The sequence below is a fragment of the Paenibacillus sp. FSL P2-0121 genome (genome assembly GCF_037975345.1).
GTDB classification, from domain to species: domain Bacteria; phylum Bacillota; class Bacilli; order Paenibacillales; family Paenibacillaceae; genus Paenibacillus_AQ; species Paenibacillus_AQ odorifer.
This window is the reverse complement of record NZ_CP150245.1, coordinates 6,372,023-6,388,389: the sequence shown is the minus strand read 5'-3', so window position 1 is coordinate 6,388,389 and position 16,367 is coordinate 6,372,023. Positions and strand designations below refer to the sequence as shown.

Here is a 16,367-nt window from a genome sequence, read left to right as displayed (position 1 = left end):
TTGACACACCTCCTGTGCTGGCATAGACTAGATCTATATCTTTTGCGGCGGCAGGAGTGTTTTGTCTTGCCCAAATGACAATTAAGGATGATTCCCATGAAATCAGTACAGCAAATGATCAAACCTTGGCGGCATGTGTTTAAGTTGGACCCAGATCGTATGATTTCAGATGAGGATTTGGAGGCCGTTTGCTTGTCCGGCACGGATGCCATATTGATAGGAGGCTCTACAGGAGTAACCTATGAGAATACAGTAGATCTCTTATCAAGAGTAAGACGTTTTGAGCTGCCCTGTGCACTCGAGGTATCCGAACTTGAAGCTGCTGTACCCGGATTTGATCTTTATATGATTCCTATGGTGCTAAATACACCTGATCCAGCTTGGATTGTAGGCCATCATCGTCGAGCTATAGAGCGTTATGGATTTATGATCCCATGGGATCAGCTGCTAACGGAAGGTTACGTCGTTTTGAACAGTGATTCTTCAGTTGCGCGGATTACAGGGGCCGAGACAACCATTAATGCTGAAGAGGCTGCTGCGTATGCCCAGGTTGCGGACAAGCTGATGTCCCTGCCAATAGTCTATCTTGAATATAGCGGTAGATTTGGGGATATGGAGACAGTACGTATAGTGCGTGAGATGGTGGAGCAAGCCCAACTATTTTATGGAGGCGGCATTACTTGTGAGGCAGAGGCCGAGCAGGCAGCAGTTCTATGTGATACAGTAGTTGTCGGCAATATTATTTATCGGGATGTAGAGCAGGCAATTCGTACGGTATTTGCTGTTAAAAAGACGGTGCAAGAGCAGTTCGACTAGCGGTTAGCTTATGGACTACTTATGATTTGTAATTTCATTTTTAGAAAGGAGCATGTTACACATGCAACTTATTAACATACAAGACGCGGTCAGCCGATTGAATCCTCCACAAAGGCAGGCTGTCGAAACTACTGAAGGACCCCTTTTGATTATGGCTGGTGCGGGCAGTGGGAAGACGAGAGTGCTGACTCACAGAATTGCCTGGCTGATTGCTAATCGAAAGGCGCCGCCTTGGGCGATTTTGGCGATTACATTTACGAATAAAGCTGCGAGGGAAATGCAGGAACGTGTATCTAAGCTCGTTGGACCTGAGGGAAGAGATATTTGGGTATCCACCTTTCACTCCATGTGTGTTCGGATCTTGCGGAAGGATATTGAGCGCATTGGATTTACTTCCAACTTCTCGATTCTGGACTCTACAGACCAGTTATCAGTCATTCGTAATTGCATGAAGGAACTGAATATTGATACGAAAAAATTCGAACCGAAAGCTGTACAAGCCATAATTAGCGCATCTAAGAATGAACTGATTACTCCGGCGCAGTATGAGCAAAAAGTCGGTGATTATTTCGAAGGTTTAGTTGCCAAGGTTTATAAAATGTACCAACGGCGTTTGAGAAGTAATAACTCGCTTGATTTTGATGATTTGATTATGAAGACTATCGAATTATTTAAGGAAGTTCCCGAGGTTCTGGATTTTTACCAAAAGAAGTTCAAATACATCCATGTGGATGAGTATCAGGATACGAACAGAGCACAATACATGTTGTGCCGCATGCTGGCAGACAGCCACCACCGCATTTGTGTGGTAGGGGATAGTGACCAGTCGATCTATCGCTGGCGTGGTGCGGATATTACGAATATTCTTAATTTTGAAGAGGATTATCCGGAAGCGAAGACGATTCTGCTAGAACAGAATTACCGTTCAACCGCTAATATCCTGAATGCAGCCAATGGGGTAATCGCGCTTAATAGTGGCCGTAAACCTAAAAAGCTGTGGACCGATTCCGAGGAAGGCGCCAAGATTAAGGTGTACCGGGCGGATTCCGAGCATGACGAAGGGTATTTTGTAACCGGAGAAATCAGCAAAAATGTGAAGCAAGGTCAAGCTTACCAGAATCACGCGATTCTGTATCGGACGAATGCTCAGTCACGGGTAATAGAGGAAATTTTGATCAAATCAGATATTCCATATCAAATCGTTGGCGGGATCAAGTTCTATGATCGTAAAGAAATCAAGGATCTGCTGGCGTATCTACGTTTACTGTCTAACCCTGATGATGATATCAGCCTGACGCGTATTATTAATGTTCCTAAGCGTGGATTAGGAGATACAACGGTTGGCAAGCTGGCAGCTGCTGCTGGTGAACGTGGTGTTTCTATTTTCCGAGTACTGCAAACGGTCGATGATTTGGGCTTTGCTGGACGGACGCGGAATATGCTAGTAGAGTTCTACGATATGATTGAAGCTCTACACCGTATGGTGGAGTTCTTGTCTGTAACCGAATTGACGGAAAAAATACTGGAAATGTCGCAGTACCGTTTGGAGCTGCAAAATGAAAACACACTCGAATCACGCTCGCGGCTAGAGAATATCGATGAGTTCTTATCGGTGACGATGGAGTTTGAAAAGAACAACGAAGACAAGTCGCTGGTCTCCTTCCTCACGGATCTTGCACTTATCGCAGATATCGATAGTGTGAACGATGATGAAGAGGATCGTAGTGATGCGGTTGTGTTAATGACGATGCACAGCGCCAAAGGTCTGGAGTTCCCGACGGTATTTATCGTCGGAATGGAAGAAGGCGTGTTCCCACACAGCCGTGCCTTCCAGGACAACGACGAGCTGGAAGAGGAACGCCGGCTTGCGTATGTGGGGATCACCCGCGCGGAGAAACAACTGTTTCTCTCTTGTGCGCGGATGCGTACGCTCTTTGGCCGGACGACGGCGAACCAACCGTCCCGCTTCTTAGAGGAGATTCCGGAGGAACTGAAGGAAGATACCGTTAAGACTCAAGACCGCTTCCAGCGCGGAGGCGCGGAGGCAGGCGGTGCTTACGGCGGACGCGGCTTCGGCAGCGGTGGCCGTGGGAACTTTGGCGGCCGGGGTGGCGCCACCGGAGCTACGCCGGCAGGCGGCGGAAGCACGGCGTCAGCGGCGGCAAGCAAGAGCAGCGTGACCGTGACCTCCGGAGGCGCACAGCGTGCTACCGGAGCAGGGGCTGCTGCAGCTGGCGATTACAAAGCCGGTGACAAGGTCTCCCACGGCAAATGGGGCACGGGCACCGTTGTATCTGTTAAAGGCAGCGGGAATGACACGGAGCTACAGATTGCTTTTCCGGCTCCCGTGGGTGTGAAACGCCTGCTTGCGGGGTTTGCGCCGATTACCAAAGTGGAATAATAACAGACAACGATTAACGAACGGATATTTAGACCACGCTAACTTTAGGAAACTTATTGACGGAGGGATGTACCTGCATGGATGCTATGCATGTGATGGAAGAGCTTGTTGCGGAATTAAATAACTATAATTACCACTACTACACGCTGGATGCACCGCTAGTCAGCGATAAGGAATACGATGTTTTATACGACAAGCTTGTAGCACTGGAGGCTGAGAGTGGCTTCGTACTACCGGATTCGCCTACACAACGTGTAGGTGGAGAGCTGCTTAAGGGCTTCACGCCGCATCGGCATCTGGCACCGCTTTGGAGTCTGGATAAAGCACAGAATATTGAACAGCTGCGCAGCTGGAATACCCGGGTGCTCCGGTTAGTGAATGAATACAATCTTAAGAATCCAGATACCCCTCTTCCTGATCCTTGTTATGCAGTAGAACTGAAGTTCGATGGCTTGACGCTGAATTTAACCTATCGTAATGGTGTTCTCGAACAGGCATCAACGCGTGGCAATGGTGTAGTTGGCGAAGGAATACTTGCACAGGTGAAGACCATCAAATCCGTTCCATTGACGATTCCCTTCAAGGATGGGGTCATTGAGGTTCAGGGTGAAGGGATTATGAATCTGTCTGTGCTGGCTGATTATAATACAAGGGCTGCAGAGCCGCTGAAGAATGCGCGTAATGCAGCAGCAGGTGCACTGCGTAATCTTAATCCGAAGACTACTGCGGACCGCCGTTTGAACGCTTTTTTCTATAATGTAGGCTTTGCAGAAGGCGCGGAGTTCGCTGACCATCAGGAAATGATGGATTTTCTGCGGAATAACAAATTTAAAGTGAACCCATACCTGACCTACTGCAATGATTTTGATGATGTAACTGAGCAGCTCGCTGGAATCGAGGAGAGTCGTTCGAGTCTTGATTACCTCATTGATGGGGCTGTAATTAAGGTCACGGATTTCCGGATCCGTGAGGTGCTTGGCTACACTGACAAGTTCCCGCGTTGGGCAGTTGCTTATAAATTTGAAGCCGAAGAAACGACGACCGTGCTGGAGTCTGTTAGCTGGAATGTAGGTCGTACAGGTAAAGTGACTCCGCTGGCTCGGGTTGAGGCTGTAGAGCTTGCCGGAGTTACCGTTCAGAACTGCACCCTGAATAATGTGGGTGATATTGAGCGCAAAAACTTGAAATTCGCCTTAGGTTCGCGGGTCTTTATTCGCCGTTCCAATGATGTTATCCCAGAAATTCTTGGCAAGGTAACAGAGGAGAATGACGGTGGAGAGATTATTTTCCCTGAGGACTGTCCAGCTTGTGGATATCCGTTAGAAATGCGCGGAGCACATCTTTTCTGTAACAATAAACTGAATTGTAGGCCGCAGATTATCAGTCGGATCACCCACTTTGCTTCGCGTGATGCGATGGATATCGAGACGTTCAGTGAGAAGACGGCGGGTCAGCTCTATGATGAGCTTAATGTACATGACTCTGCGGATCTGTATGAACTGAACTTTGAGCAGCTTGTACAGCTGAACCGTTTTGGTGAGAAAAAAGCACAGAATTTGCTGCAAGCTTTAGAAGATAGCAAAGGTAGAGATCTTGCTTCATTTCTCTTTGCGTTAGGGATCCCTAACACAGGTAAAGCAACGACGAAGATGTTGGCTGATCATTTCCGCGATCTGGATGCTGTGATGCAGGCCAAAGCCGAGGAGCTCGCTGAGTTACCAGACATTGGTGGGATTGTCGCCGAGAGCATTGTCAGCTTCTTCGCAGACCCAGTTGTAGTAGCTAATGTTTCCCGCTTGCGGACGTTGGGTGTGGAAGCAAAGGCTCCTGAGGCGCCACGTCCTGTTAGTACCGATTCCTTCTTTAGTGGCAAAACGGTCGTATTGACCGGTTCCTTGCAAAAGCTTACCCGAGATGAAGCAGCTGAACGTCTGGAAGCACTCGGAGCAAAGGTGTCGGGAAGTGTGTCCAAGAAGACGGATTTAGTTATCGCTGGTGAAAAAGCTGGCAGTAAGCTGGCCAAAGCCCAGCAGTTAGGCATTCAAGTCATTGAGGATGAAGATGAGCTAATTCGCTTGTTGGATATGTAAGTAACAAACTATATTCGATTCCAAAAGGTTCCCGGTTCCATTTCGTTTAAGTACGAGAGGAGCAGGGGCCTTTTTTGCGTGGATTACAACTAAACGTTTCTTTTTTAGAAAAAAATTCGGTTGATCTGCTAATATATAGGCTATAGATATTTATTACTATATTTGAAAGGAAACCCTTCCTGTGAAGAGAGAAACGATATTGTTAGTAGACGATGAGAAGGAAATTGTAGAACTGTTAACGATTTATCTCTGTAATGAAGGCTATAGACTGCTAAAGGCTTATGATGGAATGGAAGCGCTGGAATGTCTGCAGAAAGAGGAAGTTGATCTAATTATTCTTGATGTCATGATGCCTAAAATGGACGGGCTAGCTGCATGTATGAAGATCCGTGAAGAGCGGAAAATGCCAATTATCATACTATCAGCCAAAAATACAGATATGGACAAGATCTCCGGCCTGAGCCTCGGGGCAGATGACTACGTGGGCAAGCCGTTTAATCCTTTGGAGATTGTGGCACGAGTAAAATCACAGTTGCGCCGTTATCACGGATTTAATAAGGATAGTAATACGTTGGGAAACGACAGCAAACTAAGCTTTGAGGATCTGACTATAGATACGTCTAAGCATGAGGTGTATGTAGACCAGCAGAAGATTAAACTGACTCCGCGGGAATTCTCTATTCTAGAGCTTTTAGCGAGACACCAAGGTCAAGTGCTTAGCTTGGAGCAAATTTACAATAAGGTATGGAATGAACCCTTTTTAGATGGCGGTAACACAGTGATGGTACATATTCGTAATCTCCGAGACAAAATCGAAATCGATTCGAAACGCCCACGTTATATACAAACCGTCTGGGGAGTTGGCTATAAATTAGACGGACCTTCCTGAAAGGATTAGGTGAGGCTTCTTGAATTCTAAATATATAACGACGATTCGCTGGAAGTTTATGTTTGCTTTTTTGCTGAGTGTGCTTTCGGGCGCTTTGCTGCTTATGGCAGGGTACCAACTCGTCAACTTTATGATCTATCTAAATCCGGCTTCAGAGTCGGCTCCCTATTCACGCATACTGCGCTGGATTATTAATCATATTGGCTCTATGCCACTAATGACAGCAGCGGGTATTATCAGCTTTTTATTATTCTTTTTTATCTACACTCGTAAAGTTGTGCTGTATCTGGAAGAGATCACAAAAGGGATTCGAGAAATTACAAGCTCCGGGATGTCCCATAGAATTGAAGTCAGAACCACGGATGAGCTGGGTGTGCTGGCTGAGAATATTAATGAAATGGCTGAGCGTTTGCAGCACTCCATAGAGGAGGAACGTAAAGCTGTAAATGCGAAAAATGACTTGATCACAGGTGTTTCCCATGATTTACGCACCCCGCTTACCTCTGTCTTGGGCTTTCTGGAATACATCGAACAAGATCGATGTCAGGAAGAAGCGGAAATCCGGTATTACGTGGATATAGCCTACAACAAATCCCTGGTGCTGCGTAAACTGATCGATGATCTTTTTGAATACACACGTGTAAATAGTGGAGAGTACCCTTTGGTTATGCAGAGATTGGATTTGAAGGCCTTCATACGGCAGCTGGCGGAGGAGTCAGTTCCTGAACTAACAAAGGCGGATATGATCTATGAAATCGAGGACGTTGCTGATGAGTTATGGATAGAGGCTTCGCCTAAAGAATTAGTACGTGCTTATGAAAATTTGATTACTAACGCGATCCGTTACGGCAGAAGCGGCGGGAAATTGGAGATAGGTTTCAGTAAAAAGGAAAATGATGCTGTGGTCCGTATTAGCAACTTCGGAGAGAGGATTGCGGAAAGTGATATCCCTTTTATTTTTGAACGATTCTATCGGGCAGAAAAGTCGCGTTCACAGCATACAGGCGGCTCAGGGCTTGGACTTGCGATTGCCAAAAGTATCATCGAACGCCACAATGGCGTTATTTATGTAGAAAGTACATCTCTTCGCACGGATTTTATTACCCGTTTCCCATTCTTCATAGAATCTTAAGAAAACTCTGGCGGGTTCTTAAGATTTGGAAGTTATCCTTGTGGCACAAGGAGGGAACTACCATGCCAAAACTTCGGACGGTTCGTATCAGCTATTTATATATTTTTATGGGTTGTGCTCTTTTGAGTGCTGCCTTTCTTTTTGTTGTCCAGCGGGCTGTCGCTTTGCTGTATTCTCATTATTCGGGTCAACCAGGAGCCTTTTTTGTCCGGCTTATTCATTGGGTTATTAATCATATGGGTCAAACCCCTAGTGCCATCCTTCTATTTATTCTAGTCTTCGGTGGGCTGTATGTTCTTCGTTCACAGAAAATGGCTGATGATTTGCGCTCGCTAGTGGTGGGAACCTCAGAGCTGGCAGATAAAGGAGTCGCCCAGAACATCAAGGTTCTCTCTGGAGGAGAAATAGGTGAAATTGCTGCTAACCTCAATCGAATGCAAAGAATAGAAGTTCCAGATAGAGATGCAAGCTCAAAGCGGATAGAGGACACACCAGCAGTAGCTTTATTAATAAGGACTAGGGCGATACTTCGCACCCTCCGTGAGGTTGAAGAGAATGAGGCGGAAGTACATACACTTCTTGCAGCAGCGAATGATGAAGTTCGGAGTATGGAGCGGTTCCTGGAGAACCTGATTATCGAATCATGAGCAGATGGAATGCACGCACCCGGATATTGCGAGTAGGGTACCTATTATTTGATGTGAGTGTTATTAGTACGGTATTGGCGCTTTTGATTTTGTTTTATGTATACCAGTATGGGGGTATTGTACTTAACCGGCATGAGGATAGGCTGCAATTGCCAGAATCAAGCCTCATCACAGCTTCAGATGGAACAGTTATACGAATGACTCCGCTACCGAGCTCGGGTTATAGGCTTACAGCAGAGCTTGAGGAGATGCCGGCTTTATTAATAGATACCTTTTTAACAGTAGAAGACCGCCGTTTTTATAGCCATCAAGGGGTCGATTATAAAGGGATATCACGCGCGTTCTTAAAAAATATCTTGGACATGAGTTTATCAGAAGGTGGCAGTAGTATTACTCAACAGCTTGCTCGCAATCTTTATTTGAACAGAGATAAGAATATGCTGCGTAAGTTAAATGAAACCTCTATTGCTTTTGCCTTGGAGCAGCGACTGACGAAACGTGAGATTTTGCAGCTGTACCTCAATCAGATTTATATGGGGCGGGGACAATATGGAGTAAAAGCAGCAGCGAAGCGTTACTTCGGCGTGTCTGATCTGAAAAAATTGGAGATCTGGCAAATAGCCACTCTGGCGGGAATCCCTAAAGGCCCCTCTATTTATAACCCAGTAGACAATAGTGCATTATCCAAAACGAGAAGAAATCTAGTGCTAAAGATGATGTTCAATCAGCGACTAATCACGTATGAGCAAATGCAGGAAGCTATGAATAAACAATATCAGCCTCCAGCTGCGGTCGAAAATGGGGTTGCCGGAGTGTATTATGTGGATGCAGCCCTTAAGGAAGCGGCTCAGATCACAGGGGAATCCGTAGAGGAGCTTCGTACAGGCGGCTACACTATAGTTACAGGTTTGAACATCAAAGCACAGCAGGCACTTGAGCAGGCCGTTCTCAAAGAGGCTTCATTTCCACCTGACGGAAAAGATCAGCAGGTAGAAGCAGCTATGACCATAATGGATCATCGTACAGGAGAAGTAGTGGCATTGATTGGTGGGCGAGATCAAAACGAGGGCAATTTGAACAGAGCTATTATTGATGCACGTCAGCCGGGCTCCAGCTTTAAGCCGATCATTGATTATGGACCTGCACTCGAGAGCGGGAAATTCAACCCGAATAGTATGCTGTCCGACCGTAAAGTTGCTTATGGCAGCTATAAGCCTGAGAACTTGAACGGTATATACCAAGGTCAGGTCACAATGAACACAGCTTTGCAAAAATCCATCAATGCACCAGCCGTATGGGTATTGAAGCAGGTTGGAATCTCTTCTGCGCGGCAATTTGCCGCCAAATTAGGAATTGTACTGACGGAGGAGGACAATCATTTATCAATAGCTTTGGGGGGGCTTCATAATGGGGTTTCTCCACTAAAAATGGCCCAGGCCTACAGTGTCTTTGCTAGTGGAGGAAAATTTAATGCGGCTCATATGGTGCGCTCCATAACGGATTCAAAAGGGAAGGTCTTGTATACTCATCCCTCTGAATCACGTCAGGTAATCTCGCCGCGTACCGCAGAAGCGATGACGGCTATGTTACGCAATGTTGTTAATGAAGGAACAGGGAAAAAAGCGCAGATGAACAGACCAGTAGCGGGAAAGACCGGTACGACCCAATTGGACTTGGCTGGCGTGAGCAAGAAAGCTAATCGGGATCTTTGGTTTGTAGGCTATACTTCGGAGTGGACAGCTGCGGTATGGATGGGTTTTGATCGTACGAATCAGGATAATTACATGACTGAAGGCAGCGGGAAGGCTGCCGCTCTATTTTCTACAGTAATGAGTAAAGCCTTAAGTGATCATTGAGAAGTTATTGCGCCGCCCATTCTTCTAATTTCTCATCTCTAGGAAGCAGCAAGGCAAGAAACCCAAGCAGCGGGAGGAAGCCGCAAGCGATGAACACTTTAGCAATCCCGATACTATCAATGAGGTTGCCGAGGACTAATGAGCCGATCCCGCCGAGTCCAAAAGCAAGTCCCGTGATCAGACCTGAAACTGTGCCAATGTTGCCCGGATATAGCATTTGAGCATAAATGACGGTAACAGAGAAGCTGGACAGAAGGATGAAACCGCCAATCAGCAGCAATACAGCCGCCCATAATGGACCTACAAAGGGTAGAGCAAGTGCAAAGGGAACGGTTCCTACCATTGATAGTAAGATGAGATTACGCCGTCCAAAACGGTCAGCCAGCGGACCTCCAAAAAATGTGCCCACTGCGCCAGCAGCCAAATACATAAAAATATAGATTTGGGCTTTATCCAGCGTCATTTGATATTTGTCCATTAGATAGAAGGCGTAGTAACTGCCGATAGAAGCGCCATACCAAGACCTAACAAAGACTAGGAATACAAGAATAATCGTTGCTGTTCGTATGCTTTTTCGGCGGGCGGGGTCGATTGCCCGTGCTGTTGATTTTTTATGAAAGGTATAACCGGCATCTAGCATTTCTCTATACCAGCGAGCTACATAGGTCTGAACAGCGATTCCGGCAGCCGCGACGATCGTGAAGCCTAGGGCACCAATCTGGCCAAAGGGGATGAACACCCATTTCGTAAGCATTGGACCCAGGGACTGTCCAGCATTGCCGCCCACTTGAAAAATAGATTGCGACAATCCCTTTCGCTGACCTGCGGCCATATGAGCAACACGCATACCCTCTGGGTGGAAGGTGGCTGAACCGAATCCGATCAGGATAACCGAGAATAAGACCAGAAAATAGCTATTGGCATAAGCCAATAGAAGTACACCTAAAAATGTGCTGCACATACCCAGTGGTAATAATATAGGACGGGGTTTACGGTCTGCAGCATATCCAATGACGGGTTGGATTACTGATGACGTCATATTTAAAGCGAATGAGATCCATCCAATCTGGGCGAAAGAGAGCAGTAGATTATCTTTGAGAATAGGGAAGATTGCTGGAATGACTGCCTGTATAGAATCATTAAATAAATGAACAAAACTGACAGCTAACAAAATTTTATAAATCGTTGCCTGCTGCAGATTACGCTGCTCCTTGTTCTTGCTGTCTACCGTGGATGCAGCGTCTGTAGGTTTGGTCTTCATTTTGACTCCTCTCTGTACTGATAGTTAAAAGGTAAGATTGGCGAATACGATAAATTCTATTTAGCCACAAATAATGGATGAATGGTATCAATTTGTGTTGTATCGAAGTTATTTATACGAATGATTTTTTTATTTCAAAAAAAGCTTGCAAACTCAATGACAGCATGGTATATTATCTCTTGTGCTTACGACGCATCGCACATACGAAACACAAGCGATGAAGAAATAAGTTGACAAGATAGAAACAAACATGATATACTCTAATTCCTGTGCAAGAGACATTGAATGTCCAAATGCTAGGAGCAAGTTCTTTGAAAACTGAACAAATGGAACACGTTAATTTTTAAAAAGATTCAATTAATGAATCGTCAGTTTCAAAATGAGCATATCGCTCTTTTCAATACTAATTGGAGAGTTTGATCCTGGCTCAGGACGAACGCTGGCGGCGTGCCTAATACATGCAAGTCGAGCGGAGTTATTTTGAAAGCTTGCTTTCAAAATAACTTAGCGGCGGACGGGTGAGTAACACGTAGGCAACCTGCCCTTCAGACTGGGATAACTACCGGAAACGGTAGCTAATACCGGATAATTTCTTTTTTCTCCTGAGAGAAGAATGAAAGACGGAGCAATCTGTCACTGAGGGATGGGCCTGCGGCGCATTAGCTAGTTGGTGGGGTAACGGCCCACCAAGGCGACGATGCGTAGCCGACCTGAGAGGGTGAACGGCCACACTGGGACTGAGACACGGCCCAGACTCCTACGGGAGGCAGCAGTAGGGAATCTTCCGCAATGGGCGAAAGCCTGACGGAGCAACGCCGCGTGAGTGATGAAGGTTTTCGGATCGTAAAGCTCTGTTGCCAGGGAAGAACGTCCGGTAGAGTAACTGCTACCGGAGTGACGGTACCTGAGAAGAAAGCCCCGGCTAACTACGTGCCAGCAGCCGCGGTAATACGTAGGGGGCAAGCGTTGTCCGGAATTATTGGGCGTAAAGCGCGCGCAGGCGGCTATTTAAGTCTGGTGTTTAAACCTTGGGCTCAACCTGAGGTCGCACTGGAAACTGGGTGGCTTGAGTACAGAAGAGGAAAGTGGAATTCCACGTGTAGCGGTGAAATGCGTAGATATGTGGAGGAACACCAGTGGCGAAGGCGACTTTCTGGGCTGTAACTGACGCTGAGGCGCGAAAGCGTGGGGAGCAAACAGGATTAGATACCCTGGTAGTCCACGCCGTAAACGATGAGTGCTAGGTGTTAGGGGTTTCGATACCCTTGGTGCCGAAGTTAACACAGTAAGCACTCCGCCTGGGGAGTACGGTCGCAAGACTGAAACTCAAAGGAATTGACGGGGACCCGCACAAGCAGTGGAGTATGTGGTTTAATTCGAAGCAACGCGAAGAACCTTACCAGGTCTTGACATCCCTCTGAATCTGCTAGAGATAGTGGCGGCCTTCGGGACAGAGGAGACAGGTGGTGCATGGTTGTCGTCAGCTCGTGTCGTGAGATGTTGGGTTAAGTCCCGCAACGAGCGCAACCCTTAACTTTAGTTGCCAGCAAGTAATGTTGGGCACTCTAGAGTGACTGCCGGTGACAAACCGGAGGAAGGTGGGGATGACGTCAAATCATCATGCCCCTTATGACCTGGGCTACACACGTACTACAATGGCCGGTACAACGGGAAGCGAAGCCGCGAGGTGGAGCCAATCCCATCAAAGCCGGTCTCAGTTCGGATTGCAGGCTGCAACTCGCCTGCATGAAGTCGGAATTGCTAGTAATCGCGGATCAGCATGCCGCGGTGAATACGTTCCCGGGTCTTGTACACACCGCCCGTCACACCACGAGAGTTTACAACACCCGAAGTCGGTGGGGTAACCCGCAAGGGAGCCAGCCGCCGAAGGTGGGGTAGATGATTGGGGTGAAGTCGTAACAAGGTAGCCGTATCGGAAGGTGCGGCTGGATCACCTCCTTTCTATGGAGAATCGTTCTCTGCAATGAGAACATTCAAATCGGAAGTTTAACTTCCACAACCAATTAACGTGTATCCATTTGTTCGGTTTTGATGGAATTTGCGGGGCCATAGCTCAGCTGGGAGAGCGCCTGCCTTGCAAGCAGGAGGTCAGCGGTTCGATCCCGCTTGGCTCCACCAACAAACTTCATCTATTTGTTATGTCTATACACTTGATCCTTGAAAACTGGATACCGAAACGAATTTGCGTTTTAGAACATCTTTTAGCAACTTGTGTAAACAAGTAAATGTTATTAGTGAGATGATTCCAAAGAGAATGTCATCGTATGATATTTTCCTGCGGAAAAATCAAGGTTAAGCTAATAAGAGCACACGGAGGATGCCTAGGCGCCAGGAGCCGACGAAGGACGTGGCGAACAACGAAACTGCCTCGGGGAGCTGTAAGCAAGCTTTGATCCGGGGGTGTCCGAATGGGGAAACCCAGCTGTGGTAATTCGCAGTTACTCATTTCTGAATACATAGGAAATGTAGAGGCAGACCAGGGGAACTGAAACATCTAAGTACCCTGAGGAAGAGAAAACAATAGTGATTCCGTCAGTAGCGGCGAGCGAACGCGGAACAGCCTAAACCTAAGAGCTTGCTCTTAGGGGTTGTGGGACGTCTCACATGGAGTTACAAAGGAATATGGTAGGTGAAGAGGTCTGGAAAGGCCCGCGATAGAGGTAAAAGCCCTGTAACCTAAACTGTGTTCTCTCCGAGACGGATCCCGAGTAGTGCGGGGCACGTGAAACCCCGTATGAATCCAGCAGGACCATCTGCTAAGGCTAAATACTACCTGGCGACCGATAGTGAAACAGTACCGTGAGGGAAAGGTGAAAAGCACCCCGGAAGGGGAGTGAAATAGAACCTGAAACCGTGTGCTTACAAAAAGTCAGAGCCCTATTAATGGGTGATGGCGTGCCTTTTGTAGAATGAACCGGCGAGTTACGTTTAACATGCAAGGTTAAGCCGAGAAGGTGGAGCCGCAGCGAAAGCGAGTCTGAATAGGGCGGATTAGTATGTGGACGTAGACCCGAAACCGTGTGATCTACCCCTGTCCAGGGTGAAGGTGCGGTAACACGCACTGGAGGCCCGAACCCACGTACGTTGAAAAGTGCGGGGATGAGGTGGGGGTAGCGGAGAAATTCCAATCGAACTCGGAGATAGCTGGTTCTCCCCGAAATAGCTTTAGGGCTAGCCTCGGTATAAGAGTAGTGGAGGTAGAGCACTGATTGGGTGCGGGGTCCGCAAGGATTACCAAGCTCAGTCAAACTCCGAATGCCATATACTTATTGCCGGGAGTCAGACAGTGAGTGCTAAGATCCATTGTCAAAAGGGAAACAGCCCAGACCATCAGCTAAGGTCCCCAAGTGTGTGTTAAGTGGGAAAGGATGTGGAGTTGCACAGACAACCAGGATGTTGGCTTAGAAGCAGCCACCATTGAAAGAGTGCGTAATAGCTCACTGGTCGAGTGACTCTGCGCCGAAAATGTAACGGGGCTAAACACACCACCGAAGCTATGGCTAGATACGTATGTATCTGGGGTAGGGGAGCGTTGTGTAGGGGTTGAAGGTGTACTGAAAAGAGCGCTGGACACTACACAAGTGAGAATGCCGGTATGAGTAACGAAAAGATCAGTGAGAATCTGATCCGCCGAAAGCCCAAGGTTTCCTGAGGAAGGCTCGTCCGCTCAGGGTAAGTCGGGACCTAAGGCGAGGCCGAAAGGCGTAGTCGAAGGACAACAGTTTGAAATTACTGTACCACCGTAATCCGCTATGAGCGATGGGGTGACGCAGGAGGGTAGTGACGCGGACTGATGGATGTCCGTCTAAGCAGTGAGGCTGATGTGTAGGCAAATCCGCACATCATTAAGGCTGGGCTGTGATGGGGAGCGAAAATTGTAGTAGCGAAGGTCATGATCTCACACTGCCAAGAAAAGCCTCTAGCCAGGAGAAGGTGCCCGTACCGCAAACCGACACAGGTAGGCGAGAAGAGAATTCTAAGGCGCGCGGAAGAACTCTCGTTAAGGAACTCGGCAAAATGACCCCGTAACTTCGGGAGAAGGGGTGCCCCGGTAGTGTGAATAGCACGAGGGGGCCGCAGTGAAAAGGCCCAAGCGACTGTTTAGCAAAAACACAGGTCTGTGCGAAGCCGCAAGGCGAAGTATACGGGCTGACGCCTGCCCGGTGCTGGAAGGTTAAGGGGAGTGGTTAGGGGTAACCCGAAGCTATGAACCGAAGCCCCAGTAAACGGCGGCCGTAACTATAACGGTCCTAAGGTAGCGAAATTCCTTGTCAGGTAAATTCTGACCCGCACGAATGGCGTAACGACTTGGGCGCTGTCTCAACGAGAGATCCGGTGAAATTTTAATACCTGTGAAGATGCAGGTTACCCGCGACAAGACGGAAAGACCCCATGGAGCTTTACTGCAGCTTGATATTGAATTTGGGTACGATCTGTACAGGATAGGTGGGAGCCGTAGAAATCGGAGCGCAAGCTTCGGTGGAGGCGCCGTTGGGATACCACCCTGATCGTATCTAGGTTCTAACCTAGTACCCTTATCGGGTACGGGGACCGTGTCAGGCGGGCAGTTTGACTGGGGCGGTCGCCTCCTAAAGAGTAACGGAGGCGTTCCAAGGTTCCCTCAGAATGGTTGGAAATCATTCGCAGAGTGCAAAGGCATAAGGGAGCTTGACTGCGAGACCTACAAGTCGAGCAGGGACGAAAGTCGGACTTAGTGATCCGGTGGTACCGCATGGAAGGGCCATCGCTCAACGGATAAAAGCTACCCTGGGGATAACAGGCTTATCTCCCCCAAGAGTCCACATCGACGGGGAGGTTTGGCACCTCGATGTCGGCTCATCGCATCCTGGGGCTGAAGTAGGTCCCAAGGGTTGGGCTGTTCGCCCATTAAAGCGGTACGCGAGCTGGGTTCAGAACGTCGTGAGACAGTTCGGTCCCTATCTGTCGTGGGCGCAGGAAATTTGAGAGGAGCTGTCCTTAGTACGAGAGGACCGGGATGGACGTACCGCTGGTGCACCAGTTGTTCCGCCAGGAGCATGGCTGGGTAGCTACGTACGGACGGGATAAGCGCTGAAAGCATCTAAGCGTGAAGCCCCCCTCAAGATGAGATTTCCCAATTAGTAAGACCCCTTGAAGACGACGAGGTAGATAGGTTGGAGGTGGAAGTGCAGCAATGCATGGAGCTGACCAATACTAATCGGTCGAGGGCTTATCCTATACGTAGAATGCAGATTTGTTTCGGATTCAGTTTTCA

At 47.8% G+C, this 16,367-nt stretch carries 8 protein-coding genes, 1 tRNA gene and 2 rRNA genes; 10 read left to right on the top strand and 1 reads right to left on the bottom strand.

Translation table 11 applies throughout. The features are described from left to right. The first annotated feature begins 96 nt into the window (after positions 1-96). The 7 genes from MKY54_RS28310 (at position 97) to MKY54_RS28280 (ending at position 9,831) form a co-directional block, all read left to right on the top strand. Complete coding sequence (locus tag MKY54_RS28310; protein ID WP_339188641.1) at positions 97-816, top strand: heptaprenylglyceryl phosphate synthase; 720 nt, start codon at positions 97-99, stop codon at positions 814-816. Between the two features lie 61 nt (positions 817-877). Then, positions 878-3,217, top strand: coding sequence for a DNA helicase PcrA (pcrA, locus tag MKY54_RS28305; protein ID WP_076279176.1), 2,340 nt, complete (start codon positions 878-880; stop codon positions 3,215-3,217). A 77-nt stretch (positions 3,218-3,294) separates the two neighbouring features. Beyond that, positions 3,295-5,307, top strand: coding sequence for an NAD-dependent DNA ligase LigA (ligA, locus tag MKY54_RS28300; RefSeq protein WP_076099629.1), 2,013 nt, complete (start codon positions 3,295-3,297; stop codon positions 5,305-5,307). 181 nt (positions 5,308-5,488) lie between these two features. Then, positions 5,489-6,196, top strand: coding sequence for a response regulator transcription factor (locus MKY54_RS28295; RefSeq protein ID WP_036678667.1), 708 nt, complete (start codon positions 5,489-5,491; stop codon positions 6,194-6,196). Positions 6,197-6,215: 19 nt separating this feature from the next. Next, on the top strand, positions 6,216-7,328 hold the full coding sequence (locus tag MKY54_RS28290) for a HAMP domain-containing sensor histidine kinase (RefSeq protein WP_076099628.1): 1,113 nt from the start codon (positions 6,216-6,218) through the stop codon (positions 7,326-7,328). 62 nt (positions 7,329-7,390) lie between these two features. Continuing rightward, complete coding sequence (locus MKY54_RS28285) at positions 7,391-7,975, top strand: hypothetical protein (protein ID WP_280753154.1); 585 nt, start codon at positions 7,391-7,393, stop codon at positions 7,973-7,975. Further along, the gene (locus MKY54_RS28280) at positions 7,972-9,831 is read left to right on the top strand and encodes a PBP1A family penicillin-binding protein (RefSeq protein WP_339188639.1); all 1,860 of its coding nucleotides are present in this window, start codon (positions 7,972-7,974) and stop codon (positions 9,829-9,831) included. Before MKY54_RS28285 ends, MKY54_RS28280 begins: the two co-directional genes overlap by 4 nt. 4 nt (positions 9,832-9,835) lie before the next feature. Here the strand turns inward: MKY54_RS28280 and MKY54_RS28275 are convergent, their stop codons facing one another. Continuing rightward, complete coding sequence (locus MKY54_RS28275) at positions 9,836-11,092, bottom strand: MFS transporter (protein WP_076123743.1); 1,257 nt, start codon at positions 11,090-11,092, stop codon at positions 9,836-9,838. 404 nt (positions 11,093-11,496) lie between these two features. Between MKY54_RS28275 and MKY54_RS28270 the strand changes: the two genes are divergently transcribed. The 3 genes from MKY54_RS28270 to MKY54_RS28260 all read left to right on the top strand — a co-directional run bounded on the left by MKY54_RS28270 (position 11,497) and on the right by MKY54_RS28260 (position 16,330). Next, positions 11,497-13,054 (top strand): 16S ribosomal RNA (locus MKY54_RS28270). Between the two features lie 101 nt (positions 13,055-13,155). Beyond that, a tRNA-Ala gene (locus tag MKY54_RS28265) sits at positions 13,156-13,231 on the top strand. Positions 13,232-13,403: 172 nt separating this feature from the next. Continuing rightward, positions 13,404-16,330 (top strand): 23S ribosomal RNA (locus MKY54_RS28260). The 16S and 23S rRNA genes sit together here with 1 tRNA gene alongside, the layout of an rRNA operon. The last annotated feature ends 37 nt before the right edge of the window (positions 16,331-16,367 follow it).